The 22,747-nt window shown below is 37.9% G+C and carries 16 protein-coding genes; 11 read left to right on the top strand and 5 right to left on the bottom strand.

All coding sequences use genetic code 11. The annotated features are described in order from the left end of the window. Positions 1-502 precede the first annotated feature (502 nt). The 3 genes from FGD67_RS20665 to FGD67_RS20655 all read left to right on the top strand — a co-directional run bounded on the left by FGD67_RS20665 (position 503) and on the right by FGD67_RS20655 (position 1,823). On the top strand, positions 503-949 hold the full coding sequence (locus FGD67_RS20665) for a hypothetical protein (protein WP_257172898.1): 447 nt from the start codon (positions 503-505) through the stop codon (positions 947-949). Then, complete coding sequence (locus FGD67_RS20660) at positions 946-1,140, top strand: helix-turn-helix transcriptional regulator (protein WP_257172897.1); 195 nt, start codon at positions 946-948, stop codon at positions 1,138-1,140. Before FGD67_RS20665 ends, FGD67_RS20660 begins: the two co-directional genes overlap by 4 nt. A gap of 263 nt (positions 1,141-1,403) precedes the next feature. Then, positions 1,404-1,823, top strand: coding sequence for a tetratricopeptide repeat protein (locus FGD67_RS20655; protein WP_257172896.1), 420 nt, complete (start codon positions 1,404-1,406; stop codon positions 1,821-1,823). Positions 1,824-2,369: 546 nt separating this feature from the next. On the opposite strand, the gene FGD67_RS20650 is transcribed toward FGD67_RS20655, so the two are convergent. Continuing rightward, the gene (locus FGD67_RS20650) at positions 2,370-2,939 is read right to left on the bottom strand and encodes a DUF2780 domain-containing protein (protein ID WP_257172895.1); all 570 of its coding nucleotides are present in this window, start codon (positions 2,937-2,939) and stop codon (positions 2,370-2,372) included. Between the two features lie 198 nt (positions 2,940-3,137). On the opposite strand from FGD67_RS20650, the gene FGD67_RS20645 reads away from it, so the two are divergent. Then, positions 3,138-3,632, top strand: a complete 495-nt coding sequence (locus FGD67_RS20645) for a VF530 family DNA-binding protein (protein ID WP_257172894.1) — start codon at positions 3,138-3,140, stop codon at positions 3,630-3,632. 88 nt (positions 3,633-3,720) lie between these two features. Here FGD67_RS20645 and FGD67_RS20640 read toward each other — a convergent pair whose 3' ends face one another. After that, positions 3,721-5,808 (bottom strand): methyl-accepting chemotaxis protein, encoded by a 2,088-nt coding sequence (locus tag FGD67_RS20640; protein ID WP_306556773.1) that lies wholly within the window; start codon positions 5,806-5,808, stop codon positions 3,721-3,723. Between the two features lie 1,278 nt (positions 5,809-7,086). On the opposite strand from FGD67_RS20640, the gene nhaB reads away from it, so the two are divergent. Together nhaB and dsbB are read left to right on the top strand one after the other, a co-directional pair. After that, entirely contained in the window at positions 7,087-8,682 is a 1,596-nt protein-coding gene (gene nhaB, locus FGD67_RS20635; RefSeq protein WP_257172893.1) for a sodium/proton antiporter NhaB, read from the top strand. A gap of 123 nt (positions 8,683-8,805) precedes the next feature. After that, entirely contained in the window at positions 8,806-9,324 is a 519-nt protein-coding gene (dsbB, locus tag FGD67_RS20630) for a disulfide bond formation protein DsbB (protein ID WP_257172892.1), read from the top strand. A gap of 188 nt (positions 9,325-9,512) precedes the next feature. On the opposite strand, the gene nagZ is transcribed toward dsbB, so the two are convergent. Both nagZ and FGD67_RS20620 read right to left on the bottom strand, forming a co-directional pair. Next, entirely contained in the window at positions 9,513-10,532 is a 1,020-nt protein-coding gene (gene nagZ, locus FGD67_RS20625) for a beta-N-acetylhexosaminidase (protein ID WP_257172891.1), read from the bottom strand. Positions 10,533-10,640: 108 nt separating this feature from the next. After that, on the bottom strand, positions 10,641-11,270 hold the full coding sequence (locus FGD67_RS20620; RefSeq protein WP_257172890.1) for a TetR/AcrR family transcriptional regulator: 630 nt from the start codon (positions 11,268-11,270) through the stop codon (positions 10,641-10,643). Between the two features lie 880 nt (positions 11,271-12,150). Between FGD67_RS20620 and FGD67_RS20615 the strand changes: the two genes are divergently transcribed. Further along, complete coding sequence (locus FGD67_RS20615) at positions 12,151-13,995, top strand: M2 family metallopeptidase (protein WP_257172889.1); 1,845 nt, start codon at positions 12,151-12,153, stop codon at positions 13,993-13,995. Positions 13,996-14,226: 231 nt separating this feature from the next. Continuing rightward, a complete protein-coding gene (locus FGD67_RS20610; RefSeq protein ID WP_257172888.1) occupies positions 14,227-14,730 on the top strand; it encodes a MarR family winged helix-turn-helix transcriptional regulator in 504 nt (167 codons plus the stop codon). Here the strand turns inward: FGD67_RS20610 and FGD67_RS20605 are convergent. Further along, entirely contained in the window at positions 14,727-16,676 is a 1,950-nt protein-coding gene (locus FGD67_RS20605) for a choline BCCT transporter BetT (RefSeq protein WP_257172887.1), read from the bottom strand. The genes FGD67_RS20610 and FGD67_RS20605 overlap by 4 nt on opposite strands. Before the next feature lie 226 nt (positions 16,677-16,902). Between FGD67_RS20605 and FGD67_RS20600 the strand changes: the two genes are divergently transcribed. The 3 genes from FGD67_RS20600 (at position 16,903) to FGD67_RS20590 (ending at position 22,692) form a co-directional block, all read left to right on the top strand. Next, positions 16,903-19,587 (top strand): TonB-dependent receptor, encoded by a 2,685-nt coding sequence (locus FGD67_RS20600; RefSeq protein ID WP_257172886.1) that lies wholly within the window; start codon positions 16,903-16,905, stop codon positions 19,585-19,587. 128 nt (positions 19,588-19,715) lie between these two features. After that, on the top strand, positions 19,716-21,707 hold the full coding sequence (locus FGD67_RS20595; protein ID WP_257172885.1) for a tetratricopeptide repeat-containing sulfotransferase family protein: 1,992 nt from the start codon (positions 19,716-19,718) through the stop codon (positions 21,705-21,707). A 334-nt stretch (positions 21,708-22,041) separates the two neighbouring features. Then, the gene (locus FGD67_RS20590; protein ID WP_077285188.1) at positions 22,042-22,692 is read left to right on the top strand and encodes a LiaF domain-containing protein; all 651 of its coding nucleotides are present in this window, start codon (positions 22,042-22,044) and stop codon (positions 22,690-22,692) included. Positions 22,693-22,747 lie beyond the last annotated feature (55 nt).

The raw sequence follows: 22,747 nt of genomic DNA, 5'->3' as shown, positions 1-22,747 counted from the left end.
CCACTGGTTATACAGAAAATTTGATTGTCCAAGATTGTGGTCATGTAGCTTACAACAAGAAACCTATGAAAATTATTAATACTATAGATAATTTATAAAACAGTAAGTCATTAAGTACCTCGACACTATGAAATATAAGTATAAGTAATATCTAACGTTTTACGATGTGAACCTTGCTTATAGCAAACCGATTAAGTTTGTTCTCTCTCAGCGCTTACCAGCAGTTTGAGAACAACGATCATTTTTTGAATATCATTATTCTATATGAAGGAAATTATCGGCAGTTATCAAATCTCTGATAAGCCAAGCCTCATTAATTATCCCTAGTAACGCTGTCAATTCACTATCAGACCTCAGTGATTAGCTCTTGAGCTTTAAAGTATCAGCTTTTTAGTCAACTGAAAGTAAAGCGAACTTGACATTAACTATACATTAAACTAACCTAATAAAAGTAAAGTAAACTTAACTTTTAGTAAAGTAACACATACAAGGAGTGATGGTAATGACAGCAGATAATAATGATGTAGGTAATAAGCCCACGGATAAATCAACTGCATGGCAACTGAAAAATAAAAGCAATACCGTAACCTTAGGATTTTGGACCGCCATTTGGGTGCTCAGGATGGCGATAACTAACTTTGGCCCGCATTTTATTTGGGATTCGGATACAAGCTTAACGATAGGCGCAGTAGTGATCAACCTAGTGCTAGGTTTAAAAATGGTCGCCGCTAATATACAACATATAAAAGGTTTAGATGAGATGCAGCAACGCATACAACTAAATGCTATGGGAATAACTTTGGGCCTGAGTTTAGTGGTGGGTTTAACCTATTCAAATTTAGATGTATTACACCTAATCAGCTTCCATGCAGAGATTTCTCATTTAGTTATATTTATGAGCTTAACCTATTTAACCGCAACTTTTATTGGCAATAGAAAATACCAATGAAAAATAAACTTAAAATACTGCGCGCTGAAAGAGATTGGACACAAGCACAACTTGCAGATACATTAGAGGTTTCTCGTCAAACCATTAATGCTATCGAAAAAGGTAAATTCGACCCCAGTTTACCACTCGCTTTTAAAGTAGCAAGGTTATTCAAAATGCCTATCGAAGACATCTTTCAAGATGAACTTTAGGGCAGTAAAAAATTAATTAACCTGAAAAATACGACAGACAGATAAATCACCATAAAGGCTTGAGCAAAGTTTGAGTCTTTACTTCATGTATTTATTGCCCAATAAATACTTATCATGAAAATTGCTCTCAACCTTTGCGCTAAATCCTGCACAAAACACCATTAACGATAGTTAAATTATCAGTAATCGTAGTCGTAGCCTGTTTAGTTGTGCTAAAAGCTCTATAATCCCTGCTATATTTGACAAAAAATCATAGGGTAAGAATGAATACTAAGATATATAAACACGTACATGCTTTAGCTAAAGACTTATTGCAAGCTTCTGTTAGAAAAAACCAAGCTAATTTTGATGAGTACTACCGAGAGTTACAGCAAGTTTGCGAGGATAATGAAGATACTGATAAAGACCATCCCGTGCAATGGGAAACACTCGCTGACTTTACTGACGATTTAAGCTTAGCAATTACCATTTACGAAAAAGCCTTAGTAAAAGCCCAAGCAATTAACTCAAAAGACTTTCTTTCATCAATTGCGTTTGCCATAGCATCGCTACAAGTTGAATTAGGTGATAAAGAAAGTGCTATTAACCACTTAGAAAGCGCTAAAATCAACAGCAATAAAATTGCAGATAAAGATTTAAAAGCTGAAATAGATGATTTATTAACCGCATTAAAAAACACCTAATCTTAAACTAGCTAACACTTAATAACACAGCCTTAATTTTTATTAACAACGTTATTATATATTTATGCCGTAAATATACCTTGAAAGACAATAAACGACTAGCATAAATTACTTGTGCTAGCGACGTAAATTTCCAAATAAAAGCTCTCTCGGTTAGGGGGCTGAGCTTTTACTTTAGTCTCTGCTATGAGCTAATTTTTGAGCTAACAAGGCGAAAAGTGTGCAATGTAATTAGCTACTTTAACAATTTCCAATGATGTTAGGTTGAAAATTAGCCATAGCCCATTGAGGGGCTTGAAAAAGCGTCAATCTTTGTTGGCTACAGGAGGCAGGTCTTAGCGTGAGCAGGACGCGGTAAGCTGTGCTTAATATGCATTGGGTGCAAGCAACCATTATATTAAGCGCCTCAATTGCCAACTTTTTCAAGTGCAACAGAGCTATAAAGTGCAAGATCAACAGCCCCTAACATTATTGCCCTTAAGTGCTTTAAATTTAGCGCCGAATTAACTTATGCTTTGTAAAAACAGTCAGTTAACTCAATAGTTATTAACCTAACAATTTACCTAAACCTGCCGTTAATACTTGCTTCGCTTGTTGCCCTTGCTCAGTGTCTAAATAAGTTTGTGCTGTAGAAATAAAACTAGTGATCATTTCTGGTTTTAAGCCTAAAGCTTCAAATTGCTTTTTCACTTTATTGATCGACTTTAATGAATCACTGTATTGCGAAGCTTTATCAAGTAAGCCACCTAAACCAGCACTAGAGTCTGAGCCTGAATCAAGTTTACTGGTATCTGGCATTTGCCCTATCAGCCCTTCCACGCCAGGTACCGCTTTAGCTAATTGACTAAACTGCTCAACTGATACATTGTTTTTCACATAATTAAAAATAGCCCCCATACCACCAGATGCCTGATCAGCGTTAACATCTAAAGAGCTTGTAAGCATATTAACTAGGCCATCAGTATTTGGTATAGTAGAGGTTTTCGCTTCAACTGTTTGCTCTGTTTTATCACCTAAACCAACCAGGTTTTTTAAACTATCAAACCAACTTGTTTCTTGTGCAATAGCAGATGTACTTAACGTTGAGATGGTCAATAGAACAATTAATTTTTTCATAATGATTTCCGTAGATTTTAATAAAGTATTATTTTGTTAAAGCAAGTGTACAACATTTAACAAATTTGTCGGCATTGCTTTATAAGCTTTATTTGCCAACAGTTTACCAGAGAAGTTAAATCAAGACTTATCACCCTATCATTTAGGTGTATAATATCGAGTAAGTAAGTTAGTTCAACTAAGCCAAACGAGTTAATAATGAGTCAAGAAAACCAACAATTAAACAACCCCTTACACGGATTAAAGCTAGACATATTACTAAACGAATTAGTCACCCATTATGGCTTTGATATTTTGGCAGAGTACACTCGAATCAAGTGCTTCAAGAATAATCCGAGTATGGTGTCAAGCATAAAGTTTTTGCGAAAAACTGACTGGGCAAGAGAAACACTTGAGCGTTTCTATCTTTACAGTTTTAAAAATCTGCCTGAACCTGGTGACGACGAATTTGAGATCCCACCTCGCCTGCGCGTAATTCCATTACATATTAAAGCCAAAGAACCCAAAGTATTGGTAAAAGGTGAAGCGATTGTACCGTTAAGCAAAGATAGCTTTAAAGAAACACATCGCTCTAAACCTGAACATAAAAAGTCATATAAAAAAGATAATAGCCATGAAGGTAAAAGCCCGAGAGACAATAATGGTACTAACGAGCATAAACTGTTTGACCCTTATGCTGATGCCCCTCGTTAATCGCTATTTATTATGTTAATTAAAAAAGCCTAAACAATACATGTCACTTAGTGATTTCACCTTACACATCAAGAGCTTGAAGTAACAACTAAAGCTTAAAGCGGGCAACTGAAGCCGTTAACGAGTCCGCTAATTTATTGACCTCATCACTTCGGTTAGATAAGTCTTGAGACTCTGCCGCGTTATGAGTTGCCGCGTCTGCGGCTTCGCTCATTGTTGCTTCAATATCTTGGCTAAAGCCAAGTTGTTCATTAGAGGCAACACTAATGCTTTTACTCATTTCATCTATAGTATGCAACGCGCTTTCAATTTGTTTAATCGCATTACTCAATTCTTGACTTTGTGATACACACTCAGCAGCTTGATTTTGTCCTTGTGAAATTGCCGACTCAGCGATTTGGGTTTCTTTTTGCAGTGCATCAATCATATGTTGAATTTCAGCCGTTGATGCTTGTGTACGTGACGCTAATGATCTCACTTCATCGGCCACTACGGCAAAGCCTCGACCATGTTCACCTGCCCTTGCTGCTTCAATTGCCGCATTTAATGCTAATAAGTTGGTCTGATCTGCGATACTACCAATGGTATCCAAAATACCGCCAATACTATCACTGTGTTTACTTAATCGAGACATTACTTCAACTGAGTCACTTAAACGGCTTGATAAAGATACAATACGATTACTGTTATCATCAGCAATTGAGCGCACTTCAAAACTGTGTTTCGAAGCTTCTGAAACATTATTAGCGGTTAAGTTTGCTTCATCGGTAACACTAGATGAGCTAAGGAACATTTTTTCAGCAATTTGTTTGGCATTGGTCACTCGAGCAATTTGTGCTGAAGTAGATTGCGCAATACGGTGACTTTGCTCACTCGTTACTTTGGCTGATTCATCGAGCGAATAAGCATTTTGACTAATATTTTTTAGCAGTGATGTTAAATCATCACTAAGCTTATTGATGTTCTTAAATAAGTCACCAAATTCATCTTGATTTTTGATGGTTAATCTTTGCGTTAAGTCACCTTGTGCAATCAAAGCCAAGGACTTATTGGCATTTCTTAATGGTCCTAGCATAGCTCGAGTTGTTACCACACCAATAAAAGTCGCTAAAGCGAGAAAAATAACCGCCATATAGATAGCGAGATTTTCTCCAGTCGCAACTTTAGCTTTCGTTGTCAGTTGTAGCTCATCAAAACGTGCTTCTGCAAGTGATAACAACAAAGTTAGCTGTTGGTATGTCGCATTAAAACTAGCCACGGAACCTTTATAGGCATCATTAGCGTTAATAGCATCATTAAGCGCCTGTTGTTTTTGCTGATATAACTTTCCTGGTTCAACCAACAAGTCATTTAACACGGCAAAATTAATCGAAAAATCTTCAAGTAATGCCTTATCTTCAATACCATCAAAGAGCTGATGCATAAAATCAAAATTATTTTTTGCATTAGTCACTAAAAAACCAACATCTTCTTTATGTTGGGCTAACACTGTAAGATCAGCAACCTGCTTTAACCCTGACATGGTATTTTTTAGGGTAAATAACATATCATCTATACGCGTGCCGTTACCAATAATATCTTCGAGCAGTTGGCCGTTACCGGGTAATTCAAGGAGCTCAAGATCAAGCATATCATTGCTCGCTTGATCACGGCTTTTATTAAACATTTGGTAGTTAACATCGAATGCTTCATTAGCCACAGCAACATTTTTTTTCGCTAAATAAAAACGTTCACTTTGAGAAACATAATTTTGATAATGAGTTTGAGCCTGCTTTAAAGCTTGCAACATTTTTGGCTGGTCCATCACTTTACTGCGTAAAATATTTACCGCTGATTGAAACTCCTGATTTAGCTGCGCATACTCCTGCTCACTTTGCAGTAAGTCGTTAGTATCTTGCTGCGTAAAGCCCAATGCGCCTACTTTCATCATATTAAGTAACTTTATTTGCAAGGCGTTACTTTGCTTTTGTACCGGTACGGCTAATAATTCAACATTACTATTAGCCTTACTTATTTGGGTTAATGAGTTATAGAAGAAGATACTTCCTGCAACTAATAAAACTCCGATTGTCGTGAACCCCATTATTATTTTTTGTTTTATTGTTAATGGTAGGTTGTACATAGACACCTCTGAAATAAATAAGTTTTTATGCTCTCGCATATATCTTTCAATCATTTAGATTGATACATGATTATAAATAGCTAAAGCTAAATGTAAAGAGTGGTCAAACCAGATTAAATTATAGCCTGATAAAATACCCTGTTAATAATTAGAAACTAGGGGCTGTTGATCTTTCACTTTATAGCTCTGTTGCACATGAAAAAGTTGGCAATCAAGGCGCTTCATATAATATTCTCTTGCTCCAAAGGCATATTAAACAAGGCTTACCGCCCCCTGCTCACCCTAAGTACTTGCCTCCCGTAGCCAACAAAGATTGACGCTTTTTCAAGCCTCCCCCAAGGGACTATGGCTAATTTTCAACCTAACATCGTTGAAAATTATTAAAGTAGCTAACTACATTGCACACTTTTATAACCCGCTAATAACCTTGTAAAATATTATTTTTCGCATAATGACTCCCATGCCTACAACTATATACACATTTCCTTTACCAAGCTCGGTGGCTCTAAATAACCTGACACTTAGAGTAAGCTAGATACGTTAATAACATCATTTCTATCCTCAGCAACATTGCTTGAATAAATCTAAGTATTTAACCTCAGTCAGGGTTAATTGACTTTATAACCAGTTGATTCATCGCGTTATTGGCTAAATCATTTACAAGTTATCTTTAAGTAAAAGATTAACAAAGTCTCGATGATGAAATTTAGCTGCTTAGCAAGGCACTTATACCAAGCAATAGCGAGCTATTGGCCGTAAAAGTAACGCTGATATGCGCTTAAATAGCCTGGTTGAGTAAAGTAGCTTAACCCGAACTGGGGTTATTTAATGTTTATCTAGAACTAAAAACCGTCAGTGCTGACTAATAAGCTTAAATTATTCAGATATGCTACAAGCTTATACCGTATTAGTATTCTGCGCCTGCTTATGGTCATCATTTCGATAAAGTACCCTGAGTAGACATTATCTTGTAAAAAACAGATGACAACATTAATCATTTCTTACTATATTTATTTTGAAATATAAAGGTGAGTTAATTTTTAAATTTTTACAGCTAAATTTGATCTAGCTTATTAAACTGCAATTTAACCTAATAGAGTTGTTTTTCATTGCTACTGATATTAAATGTGACATATTTACAATAGCAAGGTTTGGGCTTAAACTGCTGAACAGTCATAAATTTATATAAAAATAATAGTTACATAAAAATAATAGTTACATAAAAATAAACATTAGCGGCTATTGACCTTTCATGGTTAAAATTCATTCAATTATTCTTGAAAGCTCAACAGCTGCTGACCCTAGCTCTTAAAATTTTTTAAAAGGTTCATTATGCAGCAATCATTTATGAGTGCGTTTTATAAAAACTTTCTCGGCAATTCGCCTGAGTGGTACAAACTCGCAATAATTTCATTTTTAATTATCAATCCAATACTATTTTTCGCTGTTGACCCTTATATAGCTGGTTGGGCATTGGTTATTGAATTTATCTTCACTTTAGCCATGGCACTTAAATGTTATCCATTGCAACCTGGTGGTTTGTTAGCTATTGAAGCTGTCGCTATTGGTATGACAAGTCCCAATCAAGTCATGCATGAAATGGTCCTCAACTTTGAAGTAATTTTGTTATTAATCTTCATGGTTGCTGGTATTTACTTTATGAAGAGTTTATTACTATTTTTATTCACAAAAATAGTCACTAAAGTTCGCTCTAAAATAATGGTTTCTTTGCTATTTTGTTTTTCAGGTGCTTTTCTATCGGCATTTTTAGATGCCTTAACCGTTATTGCCGTTATCATTAGTGTTGCCGTCGGTTTTTACTCGGTTTACCACAAAGTAGCTTCAGGTAAAGAAGTGCTTGTTGACCATGATCATGACCATACCACTGATGCCGAATTAGCTGAGTATTCACGTTCTGACTTAGAGCAGTTTCGTGGCTACTTGCGTAATTTGATGATGCATGCCGGTGTTGGTACCGCATTAGGTGGTGTTTGTACTATCGTTGGCGAACCACAAAACTTAGTTATTGGTCAACAAGCCGGTTGGGATTTCCTTGAATTCGCTATCCGTATGTCACCAGTAACCATTCCAGTATTTATTTCTGGTATGTTGACTTGTGTACTTTTAGAAAAACTAAAATGGTTTGGCTACGGCGTTGCTTTACCTGAAAACGTTTATAATGTTTTAAACGAATATGATATCACCGAAAGTGAAAAACGTAACAAACTCGACAACGTCAAACTTGTTATCCAAGGTGTCATTGCTGTCTGGTTAATTGTCGGTCTAGCTCTGCATTTAGCGCCTGTCGGCATGATTGGTTTATCCGTTATCATCCTCGCAACAGCTTTTACCGGTATCACTGAAGAACACAAAATTGGCCATGCCTTTGAAGAAGCTTTACCTTTTACTGCCTTACTTGCGGTATTCTTTGCCGTTGTGGCGGTAATTGTTGATCAATCTTTATTTACCCCAGTAATCACTTGGGTATTAACGTTTGAAGGTAACATGCAATTAGTGATGTTTTACCTAGCAAATGGCTTATTATCTATGGTCAGTGACAATGTATTTGTTGGCACGGTATACATTACAGAAATTCAAAAAGCATTAACTGCTGGACAGATAACTCGTGATCAATTCGATTTACTTGCTGTTGCCATTAACACCGGTACTAACTTACCAAGTGTCGCAACACCAAATGGTCAAGCTGCTTTCTTATTCTTATTAACCTCAGCATTAGCGCCATTAATTCGTTTGTCTTATGGCCGTATGGTTATTATGGCTCTACCATATACTATCGTGTTAACCCTTGTTGGTTTACTTTCTATTTCAACAGGTCAGCTAACCAAGTTTACTCAGTCATTTTATGATTCGAATCTTATTCAGCACCACAGTACTAAGCCGACAACTGAAGCGCCTAGTGGACACTAATACGATTTATATCAACAATAAGCTGATATAAAATCAAATAAAAGCGCCCTTGTGGCGCTTTTTGATTATTGTTAGCATGTATAAAATAACTAATAACAATTACTCAGTCATAGGTGACATTCCGTGAATTTTTTAAGCCAATTACCTCTTAATCAACGTGCATGGCAGTTACTTGCTGTTAGTGCCTTATGTTTTGAATTAATCGCACTCTACTTTCAATATGTTATGGGGCTTGAACCGTGCATTATGTGCATTTATCAACGTACCGCGATTTGGGCAATATTCTTAGCTGGTGTGGTAGGAGCATTAGGCTGCCAATTTATATTAATGCGTATTGTTGCTTATGGTTTGTGGGCAACGGGGGCTGTCTGGGGACTCATGCTTGCTTTAGAGCATGTCGATATGCAATCAACAACCATGTCATTCTTATTCAGTTGTGAATATATTCCAAACTTCCCAACTTGGGCACCATTACATCAATGGCTACCGGCTTTATTTGAAGCAACTGGTGATTGTGGTGATATTAAATGGCAATTTTTAGGCTTTACCATGCCACAAGTTATGGTCTTAATATTTGGGTTTTATAGTGCAGTATTTACTATTGCTTTATTGGTCCGCTTGCAAAAACAAAGAAAGCTTTAATTACCTTATTGATATAACCAATACTTTTGAGCATTGGTTATATCAACTAAGTAAAACTCGGTATTTAATGCGAGCAATAACTAAAATAACAATAACAATGTAAATGAAATATAATATTAACCTAACTTAGCTTGCTTCGATTAACCACATTCTACAGGCAAATATTCGCGACGTTTATAGCATAAACATTAGCGGTAAGAATTAAGTACTTCACTCGCTGTCTTCCATGCGACATCTTGCTTTAATGCTGGCCAAGCATTCGTTTTATTTGTTGTTTTTAATAAATTATTCAATCGTTGATCTGAAGTTAATGAAACTGAAATATTGGCATTATCAAGTACATCAATACACCCCTTTCGGTTGTTACATAACAATAACATGTCACAACCGGCAGATTGTGCCGCTTCAGCACGTTCAATAAAGCCGCCAACACTTGCTGCCCCTTGCATGGACAAATCATCACTGAAAATAACGCCATTAAAGCCTAATTGTTGACGTAAAATATTTTGCAGCCAATGATGTGAAAAACCAACGGCTTGACTATCAACATCAGGAAAAATAACATGTGCTGGCATAAGTGCGTCCACCTTATCTCTGGCAATAAGTTGTTTAAATGGCATTAAATCTTGTTGAAAAATTTCAGCTGTTGAGCGTTTATCGATGGGTAAGTCAATGTGAGAGTCAGCTTTCACGCTGCCATGACCCGGGAAGTGCTTACCAGTAGCTTTCATGCCAACCTGATGTAAACCACAGATAAAAGCATCAGCTAATTCAGTCACATAGTCAGATTGCTGATGAAAAGCACGATCACCAATAACATCACTAATATTATTAATATCCAAAACCGGTGCAAAGCTAATATCAATACCGACAGCCTGTACTTCTAATGCCATTAATATCGCACTTTGTTTCGCAAGCTCTTTTGCTAAAACTAAGTTTTGCTCAGCCATTTGCCATAACTGTCCCATGGCGGGGATCACAGAAAAGCCATCACGAAAGCGTTGTACACGGCCACCTTCATGATCAACAGCAATTAATATCGATTTCTTAGCTGCTATACGAACTTGTTGACTTAACTGCGTAATTTGCTCAGGTGATTGATAGTTTCTGGTAAAAAATATTAATCCACCGACCAGTGGATGTTGAATGATTTCTTTATCTTCTTGAGACAATGATGTGCCTTGCACATCAAGCATGACTGGACCCATAGCAACACTTTAAAAAATTATAATATGGCTACTCTACCTAAATAACATCAATAAACAAAGACACTTATTACCAAAAATATTAAGTATTTATTGATAATAGTGACTTTATTAACTAAGTATTGGCATAGGTGCACCAACACCTGCGGCAACATAGGGAATAACATTACGAATAACATCAGATATTTGTAAGTTACGTTCAAAATCACTTTTAGCAATATCGATTAAAGCATCGCTTGAGGACATGGTAAATACCACGGTTCCCATGGTAAAATGTAATCGCCAAAACATCTCCTCAGCAGTCAACTCAGGGTAGGCCTTTTGTACCGCTAGAACAAAGTTATCAATAACCTCAGGATATTGCGTGGTTAAAAACCAACGTAAAAAGCCCTGACTGTCAGTATAACCTCGACCTAAAAGCTGTAAGAAATTACTAGTACCATTATCTTTAAATTCATTTAATGATAATAACGGATCAATAAAAGCAGAAAATACATCAATCAAACTTGGCGAGTCAGTATCACAAACCTGTGTTAAGGCAAGCTCTAAACGTGGAGATAGCTCGTTCATATAACGAGACATTACGGCTTTAATTAATTCTTTCTTTGAACCAAAGTGATAATTAACCGCCGCTAAGTTCACTTCTGCTTGACTGGTTATTTCACGTAAAGATGTGCCGTTAAAACCTTTATCTGCAAACAAATTCTCTGCAGCATCTAATATTTTATTCTTCGTACTCATGGATAAATAACGCCGTAGTGCTAGTGTAAGCAATAAAATTAATACAGGCAGTTTAAACAAGCGTTTAAAATAACGCAACTAGCATTAAAGCCATATACCAACAAAAACTAAATATGCTAGCACTGCTTGCAAACACTTAACCTGCAAACAAAGTAGAAATGCAGCACAAATTATCTTATTCCCTCTCAACGTTTAGACAGCTAATGCTTCAGTTTTGCTGCGCTTTTTATTTATTTTTACTGTGCAAAATTTATTCTGAGTCTTTTGCCAAAATTTCCCATGACAACCGCAGGTATTTCATTAAATTTATTACAAATAGTTACCTAATCAACACAGTAAAAAACAATCAACAGCGTTATTATTAGTTCAACTTTTCATCCCCCCCAAATTTGAAAAGTTATTTTGGTATCTTCTCTAGGATAGTTTAACGGCTCAGCTTTTATCGTTGAGCTTTTTTTTGTCAAAAATTTATCTCCCTGTCCCATTACAAACTGTTACAGAATCATGACAGTTAAAAACAGCCTACTTAGCTATTATAATCATGCGTTTCAAGAAGAGACTCTTGAAATGCAAGTTTCATACTTTCCCTAGTATATTTTATATGATGGCTCAGCAACCCTTTCGCTGAGCTTTTTTTTGCCTAAAATTTGTCAACCATCATTAAACCAAAACATCAAAAGCCAATACTGTTGCCAATAACCTCATCTCAATCTAAACTAGCCAAGAGCTTTTATTATACCAATTCTCGTCAGTTTGTTAGCTGTTCATCGATGAGCGAGGACAAACAAAATTACTTAAAAATAGTATTCTATGTTTAAGTAATGGTATTACGTTAACAAAAGCGCAAATTTGGCGCTAACAAAAACAATAACGGATATTTATGAAATCAACATTTAAATTAACTACAGTAGCTATTTTAGTTGCCGCAAGTCTAAGTGCTTGTAATGGTGATAACACCGCAAAAAATGATGAAAAATCTGCCAGCGTAGCAAGCCAAGCATTAACGGCTCAAGACGCTGAAAAATTCTTGGCTACTACCGCAACAGAGATGGTGCAATTGAACCTTGAGGGAAGTCGTGCCGCTTGGATAAATTCAAACTTCATTACTGAAGATACTTCGGCACTTGCTGCCGCAGCCGATCAAAAATCAACGGAAGCTGGTGTTAGATTTGCCATGGCCGCCGCTAAATTTGATCATGTTGATGTTAGTGCAGATCAACGCCGAAAACTCAATATTTTAAAGCAAAGCTTAGTTATGCCAGCACCGCAAGATTCCACTAAATCAGCAGAGCTAGCGAAAATAGGCGCTGAATTAAATAGCATGTACGGTAAAGGCAATTACACCACTAAAGACGGTGAAACCTTAAGCCTAGGTCAAATGACCGCTAAAATGGCAACATCTCGTGACTACGACGAACTATTGGAGATGTGGCAAGGCTGGCGCACCATCAGTCCAGAAATGAAACCATTGTATATTCGACAAGCGGAGCTTGGTAACGAAGGCGCACAAGGTTTAGGTTACCCTGATTTAGGTGCTATGTGGCGTTCTAACTATGATATGCCTGCTGATGAATTTGCCAAAGAACTTGACCGCTTATGGGGACAAGTTAAACCATTATATGACGATTTACATTGTTATGTTCGCTCTGAATTAGGCGAAACTTACGGCGAAGACAAAGTACCACAAGACCAACCTATTCCAGCACATTTATTAGGTAATATGTGGGCACAATCGTGGGGCAACATTTATGACCTAGTAGCCCCGGAAGATGCCGATCCAGGTTACGACGTTACTCAGCAACTTGCTGCTAACAATTACGATGAAATTAAAATGGTCAAAGGCGCTGAAAGCTTCTTTACCTCGCTTGGTTTTGACGCTCTACCAGAAACATTTTGGCAACGTTCATTATTTACTAAGCCTGCAGACCGCGATGTCGTATGCCACGCGTCAGCATGGGATTTAGATGCCAAAGATGATATTCGCATTAAAATGTGTATCCAAAAAACCGGTGAAGAATTTTCAGTTATTCATCACGAACTTGGTCATAATTTTTATCAACGCGCTTACCAGAACCAACCCGTTTACTATCAAAATAGTGCTAACGACGGCTTCCATGAAGCCATTGGTGATACTATCGCTCTATCCGTTACACCTAAGTACTTAAAAGAAATTGGCTTAATTGACACTATTCCTGATGAATCAAAAGATATTGGTTTATTAATGAAAATGGCATTAGAGAAAATCGCTTTTATTCCTTTTGGCTTGATGGTTGACCAATGGCGCTGGAAAGTTTACTCCGGTGAAGTTACACCAGAAAACTACAACAAAGCTTGGTGGGAACTACGTGAGAAATATCAAGGCGTAAGCGCTCCTGTTGATCGTGACGCTAATGCTTTTGATCCAGGTGCTAAATATCATGTCCCTGGTGGTGTGCCTTACTCACGTTATTTCTTAGCACACATTCAGCAATTTGAATTTCACCGTGCCTTATGTGAAATTTCAGGTAATACCGATCCTATTCACCGTTGTTCTATCTATAACAACAAAGACGCCGGTGCAGCCTTAAATACCATGCTAGAAATGGGTTCAAGCAAACCATGGCAAGAAGCGTACAAAGTATTAACCGGTAATGAGCAAATGGATGCTACTGCTATTATTGATTACTTTGCGCCACTGCACACTTGGTTAAAAGAGAAAAACCAAGGTAAGCAATGTGGCTTCTAGCGACTTAACTTGAGTTTAAGGTGATTGATAACTTATTAATCATGAGAGCAAGATAAAATAAAAAGCCGTTAAATCAAATGATTTAACGGCTTTTTTTAATTGCTTTGCCGGCTATATGCTCAACAATCTTTACGTTCATTAGGATTAATAATGCATATTTCGATAATTTACCTAGGCGCTACTTTTAATTTTGATTAGACTAGGGGTATTAAAAATTAAAAGCATATTGTCATGGAAAAACATCAAGAATTATTAATTGCGCTAAGAAAAGTGATCAGGGCAATAGATTTGCACTCAAAGCATCTCAGCAAAACCTCTGGCTTAACCAGTCCACAATTATTGATCATGTTAGAAATAGATAAAGTTTCAGGCGTGAATTCAAGTCAAGTGGCTAAAAGTGTTAACTTAAGTGCGGCCACCGTGACCAACATTCTTGATCGGTTAGAAAATAAAAACCTGATCTCCAGAGTGCGTGACACACAAGACAAGCGTAAAGTTGGCTTATACCTCACTGACAATGGCAAAGCACTATTAGTTAAAGCGCCGCAAGCGCTACAAGAGCACTTCATTGATAAGTTTTCTAACTTAGCCCAATGGGAGCAATCTCAACTGCTGTCCTCGATGGAACGTCTATCGGAGATGATGGATGCCAATGAAATAGATGCTGCGCCATTATTAGAACTTAATGCAATGAGCGCCAGTAGTATCATTAAAACTGACGCCCCTAAGAGCTAACGTAATAAGTGTAAAAAATGTAGATGTTTATGGTATTGATCAATAATATTATTGATCACTGCCGTTTTTGACCACCCCATAATATCGTAATCCTGACCTCCTTCTTCTAAATGTACTTCCGCTCGATAATAGCTTTGTTCATCGTCATCACTTTCTGTGACAAAATCTGGCTGTGAATGTTTACGAGCTAATACCCGATAAACAAATTTCTGCTCTTCACCGTGATCAACAATTAAGCTCAAACCATTTTCATGCGAGACCAGTACACTAATTTGATTTTTTTCTAACTCTTGCGCGACAGATTCAAAAGCCGGCACAATCGTCTGGCTAATAAATTTATTAACATTAGCTTTGTTTGGATAATCAACAATATTTTTCAATCGCACTTGCCAGCTATCATTATTTTCATTACCGGCATGAGGTACAGCAGCAATAAGTTGGCTTTCCTGCTTGAAAGCTTCTACCCGTAATGCCTTAATTAAGCCGACAATTGCGAGTAATAACACAATAGCAAAAGGTAAAGCACTGGCAATTGTCATGGTTTGCAGTGCATTTAATCCACCGGCTAATAATAATATTGCCGCAACGACACCAATGCCAACAGCCCAATAAACTCGCTGCCATAACGGCGTATTGTTACTGCCATGAGAACACAGCATATCAACCACCATGGCGCCAGAGTCACATGACGTGACAAAGAATATCACGATCATCAAGACGCTGAAAAATGACAATACCGTGCTGAGCGGAAAGTTTTCTAAGAAAACAAATAATGCTACTGAAGAGTCTTTACTGACCATCTCGCCCAATTCAACCACACCTTGGTTATGCACTAAATCAATGGCGCTGTTGCCAAAAATAGTCATCCAGAATAAGGTAAATACGGTTGGTATCAACATAACCCCGATAATAAATTCTCGAATCGTTCGTCCACGCGAAATTCTCGCAATAAACAAACCAACAAAAGGTGCCCAAGCAAGCCACCAGCCCCAATAAAATATGGTCCAGCCGCCTATCCAATCGGTCTTTTTGTAAGCAAATAAATTAAAGGTGTTATGAACAATATCAGCAATATAGTCACCAATATTTTGCAAATAAGCTTGCAAGAGAAATACCGTTGGACCCAAAACAAAAATCAGTAACAACAAAATAACCGCTAACACCATATTGGTTTCAGAAAGTATTTTTATGCCCTTATCCAAGCCAGTTGCTACCGAGATAACAGCGAGCCCGACAATAACAGTCATAATAACAATCTGATTGGTCACCGAAACGTCAATACCGAATAAATAACCAAAGCCTGAATTAACCTGTGATGCGCCTAAACCTAAAGAAGTTGCCACACCGAAAACGGTACTAACCACAGCAAATACATCCACTAAATGTCCTGGCCATTGATAAATTCTATCGCCAATCAAAGGATACAACGCCGAACGTAGTGTTAAGGGCAAGCTATGGCGATAACTAAAATAAGCTAATACCAGTGCAACAATTGCGTAAATAGCCCAAGCATGCAATCCCCAATGAAAAAACGTCATTTTCATCGCTTCTTGGACGGCTTCAACCGTACCTTTATCAGCCGTTGGCGGCGATAAATAATGCATTAAAGGCTCTGCAACACCAAAAAACATTAAGCCGATGCCCATACCTGCGGCAAACAGCATCGACAGCCAAGTTAGCATAGAATAATCAGGGGTAGCATGATCAGGCCCTAAACGGATATCACCATAACGTGAGAGCCCTAAGAAAATCACAAAAAAGAAAATAAATGCCACGGTCAGCACATAAAACCAACTACCATTATCGACAATACTAGACTGAATCAGCGTAAATAAACTTTGTGCTTGCTCTGGTAACGCCACGGTATAAAGCAGTAGTGCAATAATAATAGCTGAGGCACTTACAAATACCTTTTTATTTAATTGACTTTTAACATTTGTAGGCAAGTCATTCCCCTAGTTTTAATTTGTGTTGATATTATATCTGCTTTAACCATGCTGTAAACAACAGAGTCGACAAGGAAAATATTTGATAAATAACGAGAACATGAGCTTTTTTGAAATAAAAGTGATTTATTGCTAAGCTATAGTCGAGAAAATATAGTTACAACTCTAATAATATCAACTCAAAATATAAAATATAATATAATTAAAAAGCCAAGGGATAATCAATATGAAATTCACTAAGCTGCATTGTGCTGTGTTAACAGCCATCGCGGCATCAAGTTCTCTTTATGCTCAGGAAGTTAAAAAGCAAGAAAAAGCCTCGATAGAAGTCATTGAAGTTACCGCCACGAAACGTGCCGAATCCATCCAAGAAGTACCCGTTACTGTCACCGCATTAACCGGAGATAGCTTAGAAAAACTGGGCGTGGCAAATTTTGATCAATATGTTGAGTTTTTACCAAACGTAGTTTTTCAGGGCACAGGCCCAGGACAAAATGAAATATATATTCGCGGTGCAGCGACGACTCAAACCAATATTTCCGTTTCATCTGTTCAAGCACTACAACCTTCTGTTGCCTTTTATTTAGACGAGCAACCGGTGTCAATGCAAGGCCGTAACTTAGATATTTACGCTACCGACGTTGAACGCATAGAAGTTTTACCAGGGCCACAAGGCACACTTTTTGGTGCTAGCTCTCAGTCAGGTACGGTTCGCTTAATTACCAATAAACCAAGCCATGACGGTTTTGCTGCTGGTTTTGATACCAGTATGAGCACAACTAAGGGGGGCGATATGAGCAACTCTGTTGAAGCTTATTTTAATTTATCGTTAACGGACTCAGTGGCTGTGCGTGTTGCGGCATATAATGACCATCAAGGTGGTTGGATAGATAATATATTAAACGATACGAGTAACGGCGGTTATACTGGCAGTGCTGAAGTTATCAGTAGAATTTCAGGTGGCGTATTAACAAACCCTGAAAATATTCCAGTAACAGCACCACAAAATGATGCCTTAGTAGAAGAAAACTTCAATACCGCTGATTATGCTGGAGCTCGCTTTGGCTTATCTTATTTAATCAATAATGACTGGGACCTGTTAGTGCAACATACCCAGCAGTCTCTCGATACTGAAGGTGTTTTTGCTTACGATCCTAACCTAGAAGGTGAATCATCAACAAACCGCTTTACACCAGAAAACAACAATGATGATTTTGGTTTAACCACTTGGACATTGGAAGGTCGCCTTGAACATCTTGATGTTGTTTACACCGGTGGTTACTTAGACAGAGACATCAATTCAACCATTGATTATACCGGTTACACCAATGGCGGTTCATTTTCAGCTTATTATGTTTGTAACTATTCAGGCGTGCCTGAAGCAGACCAAAAATGTCTCGACCCAACTAAATTTTATAAAGAAGCTACCAGTACCTCGCGTATTACTCATGAGCTACGACTCAATACTTCGGCTGAAAATCGCTGGCGTGTCACTGCGGGTGTGTTCTATGACTCACAAGAGTTATCAACCGTAGGCCAGTTTAAAATTGCCAGTACAGAAAAATTCCCAGACTTACAAAGTACCCGAGCACTAAAGGGTAGTGATGGTACAAATAGCAATGGTGGCCCATTCCCATCAGAGGTTAGCTTTGTAAACGATATTACACATACCATAGATCAAATCGCAGTATTTGGTCAGTTAGAGTTTGACATTACCGATACGGTGACGGCAAGTTTTGGTGCTCGTTGGTATCAAATTGATGATATTTATAAAGGGGCAACGACAACCGTTGATGTTAGTGGCAGATTACAAGCCTTTGGCGACGGTAGCGATGAAGCATTAACCGCGTACTTTATCACTACCGGGATGACAGAAGAACAAGCTGCAGCGGAAACTGCCGCAACCCAAGCCGCTATTGCCAGTGGCCAATTAGACACAAGTTTACTTGATAGCGACGGTACGCTAACGGTTGATGACACCATCATCAAAGCATCACTTGATTGGCAAATAAACAAAGATATGATGGTATTTGCCTCTTATTCTGAAGGCTTTAGACCACCGGTTACTAACCGTGTTGGCGGCGGCCTAGCTAAAAACCAAGAAGGTGCCTTTGATGGTTTTCGCATTCCGGTCTATTCAACGACTGATAGCTTAGATAATATTGAGTTAGGCTTTAAATCAACGTTGTTTGATCAAAGCTTACGACTGAATGCAACAGCATATTATTCCAAGATATCTGATCTACAAACATCACGCTATGACCCTACCAATATTAGTTTCTTAGTATTTACCGATAATGTCGGAGAGGCTGAAATTAAAGGTATTGACGGTGACTTTACTTGGGTAGCAACTGATAACTTAGTTATCTCTGGTGCCTTTAGTTTCCTTGATACAGAATTAACCTCAGTTAACGCACAACTTGATGGTATTGCCCCTGCAGCTGGTAGTCGACTGCCTTATTCAGCTAAGTTTTCCGGCAATTTACAAGCACAGTATTTTTATAATATTGATCAAGACATGACAGGTTATGTCAACGGTTCAATTAGCTATACGGGCGACAGATTAGCGGGTATGGCAATGGACGCTTATGTTGTTGAAGATGCCACTAACTTAATCTATGGTACTGGCTCAGGCTTAAGCATTGAAAAAGAAGCTGAGGTATATTCTGGTGTCAATTATCAAGACAGTAATGGTCAAACTTTCGCTGGTGGGCGTTATGTGCAAGACAGTTATGTGGTTGCTAACTTAAGTTTTGGTGTAACTAACGATGAATGGAAGGCTGAAATTTTCATCGACAATATCACCGATAAAAGTGCCATACTCTATATCGACACCCAACAATTTACACCTAAGGTAGTCACTAATAGACCTCGCACGATTGGTTTTAGATTCTCTTATGACTTTTATTAAGTCTTAACCTTAATAGGTTAGCCCGTTTAAAAACCGTTTGATATGTTTATCAGGCGGTTTTTTATTGTTAAAGTACAAGACTCTTTTAGTTAAAAAAAAATCTGTCGAGTCATCTTGGAGTAAAATCGTTGAAAAAAGCCCCTCTTTCTGTCACTGAATCCCAGTTAAAGTCGATCCAAAAACTCATTCAAACAGCGAAATTCGACGATGCGATTAAACAAGCAAAACAGCTGCAACAACAAACAAGCGATCGCCAAGACCAAATACAATTATGGTACTTAATCGCTGTTGCTCAGCGTTACACAAAAGCACTTTCACAAGCACTCGCCAGTATTGAAGCACTATTGGAGCTTGACCCGTCATATAGCAGAGCACATCAAGAGCAAGGTCATATCTATATTGCACTAGCAAAACCACAACAAGCGACAGCCGCGTTTGAACAGGCAACAGAGCTCAATCCATGTTTGCTCGCTAGTTGGCAAGAGCTTATTGAGCTATATCGTCATGCACAGCAAATGGATAAAGTACAACAGGTGGCTAATGCTATGGCTAAACTTAAAAGCTTACCACCGGCTTTACTTGCCGTTACCGAATTAATGCATGAAGGTAAGTTATTAAAAGCGGAGCAAATTTGCCGACACTTCTTGCAACAAAATAAACGTCATATTGAAGGCATGTGTTTGCTGGCCGAAATTGGCATTGAGTTGAAAATATACGATGATGCTGAATTTTTACTTGCAAGTGCGCTTGAACTTGCACCTAACCACGTTTACGCTCGCTCGCAATACCTCAACTTATTACTGCGCTTAGGTAAATATAAAACCGCCGAACAACAGGTTGAAAAACTGCTCATTGAGCAACCCAATAACATTAGTTTTAAAGTGGCTAAAGCCAATGCATTAACAGGCTTAGGGAAAATAGCGCAAGCCATCACGTTATATGAGCAAGCAATAGCAGAAGACCCAAGTACGGCAGGCTTTCATTTGCAACTTGGCCATGCACTAAAGGCTGAGGGCAACATTAATGAAGCGGTTAAGGCTTATCAAAAAGCTTATCAGTTAAAGCCAAACTACGGTGATGCTTTTTGGAGCTTAGCGAATACTAAAACGTATCGTTTTAGCGATAACGAAATAGCGCAAATGCAAACTCAGCAAGCAAGTGAAAATTTAGCCATAGCGGATAAAGTACAGCTGTATTTTGCCACAGGCAAAGCGTTTGAAGATCGAAAACAATACAACCAGGCGTTTCAAGCATACCAACAAGGTAATGACTTGCAACATGCACATAATGGTTTTGACATCAGCAATATTGAGCAACAAGTCGATGAACAAATAAAATACTGTAGCGCAGAGCTATTCCAAAACCGTGGACAATTAGGGCTAAAAGCACCTGATGCCATTTTTATTGTTGGCTTACCGCGCGCAGGTTCAACCTTACTTGAACAAATACTAGCCTCACATAGCCAAATTGATGGCACCATGGAGCTACACAATATCTTAGGCTTAGCCGCCCGATTACGTGGCCGTAACCCGGCAAATCAAGTCAGCCAATACCCTAAAAATCTTGCTGAGATCAAAACAGAATATTTTCAACGCTTTGGTCAGCAATTTATTGATGAAACTCGCGTTTACCGAGAACAAGCGCCGTTTTTTATCGATAAAATGCCAAATAATTTCCTCCACATTGGCTTAATTCGATTAATCCTGCCCAATGCTAAGATTATCGATGCTAGGCGCGCCCCTATGGCTTGTTGTTTTAGTGGCTTTAAACAGCTATTTGCTGAAGGACAAGATTTTAGCTACAACCTTGAAGATATTGGTCGCTATTATCAAGCTTACCTCAAGCTAATGACTCATTGGCAAACGGTGCTTCCTGATTTCGTTTTAACTGTCAATCATGAAGATATTGTCGACGACTTAGAGCACCAAGTCAGAAGAATGCTTGATTTTTGTGGCCTAGAATTTGAACAATCATGCCTTGATTTTCATAAGACCCAACGCACAATAAAAACACCAAGCTCTGAGCAAGTTCGTCAACCTATTTACAAAAGCGCAACTGAACAGTGGAAAAACTTCGAGCAACATTTAGCCCCATTAAAACAAGTGCTAAATATTAAATAATTTAACCAATAGCTAAGCTTATAAAGAGACAATATTTTATGGTTTTTCACGAATCCGTGGTTAATTTCACAAAACGCTAAAGCTAAACAATAGTAAGCCCATGTATTTATTACATTAAAATAGTGGCTTTATCTTTGCTACTCTTTAAACGTAATGTGAATGAACTAGCTTTTAAGCGATAAATATTACAGTAATAAGTCGCTAAAAGTTTGGATTACTACTGACAACTCAACATAAAGCGCTAACAAGTACTAATATGAATTGTCACTAGCACATAACTAACCTAAGCATTAGTCCTAACTTAAGTTAAATAACATCAGCAACGGAGTGAGCCATGTCAGTAATTCTTGAAGATCGTCCAATCGAACAAGTGCGTGAAGAAACTATCGATCAACTAATTGTTAATTATAGCCATGGGGTGATATCTGCTGAAGCATTTGAGCGTAGGTTAGATCAAGCAATGAGTAGTGATAATCATCAAGAGATTATCGATTTGGTGGCTGATTTAACGCTAAAAGCAGATAAACAATACACCAGTAATAAAGAGCACCAATTTACGCCAAGCTATAGTAACGCTGATAATGACAATACCTTGAGCCTGCAAAGTATTTTAGGCAATGTTGAGCGAAGCGGTCAGTGGTATGTCCCCAAAACTATCACGGTCAACAACATGTTAGGCGAAACCATACTCGACTTTACAGACGCGGTATTTCAACATCAAAATGTCACCATTAAGTTAAACTGTGTTTTAGGTAGTAGCAAAATTTATGTGCCTGAAAATATTAATGTTGTTTGTAAAAGTTATGGCATTATCAGCAGTATAGAAAACAAAGCACCTTCCATGGCAAGCCGACAAGCACCAATAATTACTATTGAGGGCAAAGTGGTATTAGGCTCACTAGATATTGCCGTAAAAAAAACCATTAAAGAAAAATTTATCGCCTTTGCTAACAATTTAAAATCGGCTTTCGACAGCAATAAATAGCGGTAATACAGCCTGAATAGTTATAGGGTTATCTACATTTGAGCATGCCTCAATA

The organism is Colwellia sp. M166, assembly GCF_024585285.1.
Taxonomy (GTDB): Bacteria; Pseudomonadota; Gammaproteobacteria; order Enterobacterales; family Alteromonadaceae; genus Cognaticolwellia.
The sequence above is the reverse complement of the archived record's forward strand: the minus strand, read 5'-3'. Positions and strand labels throughout refer to the sequence as shown.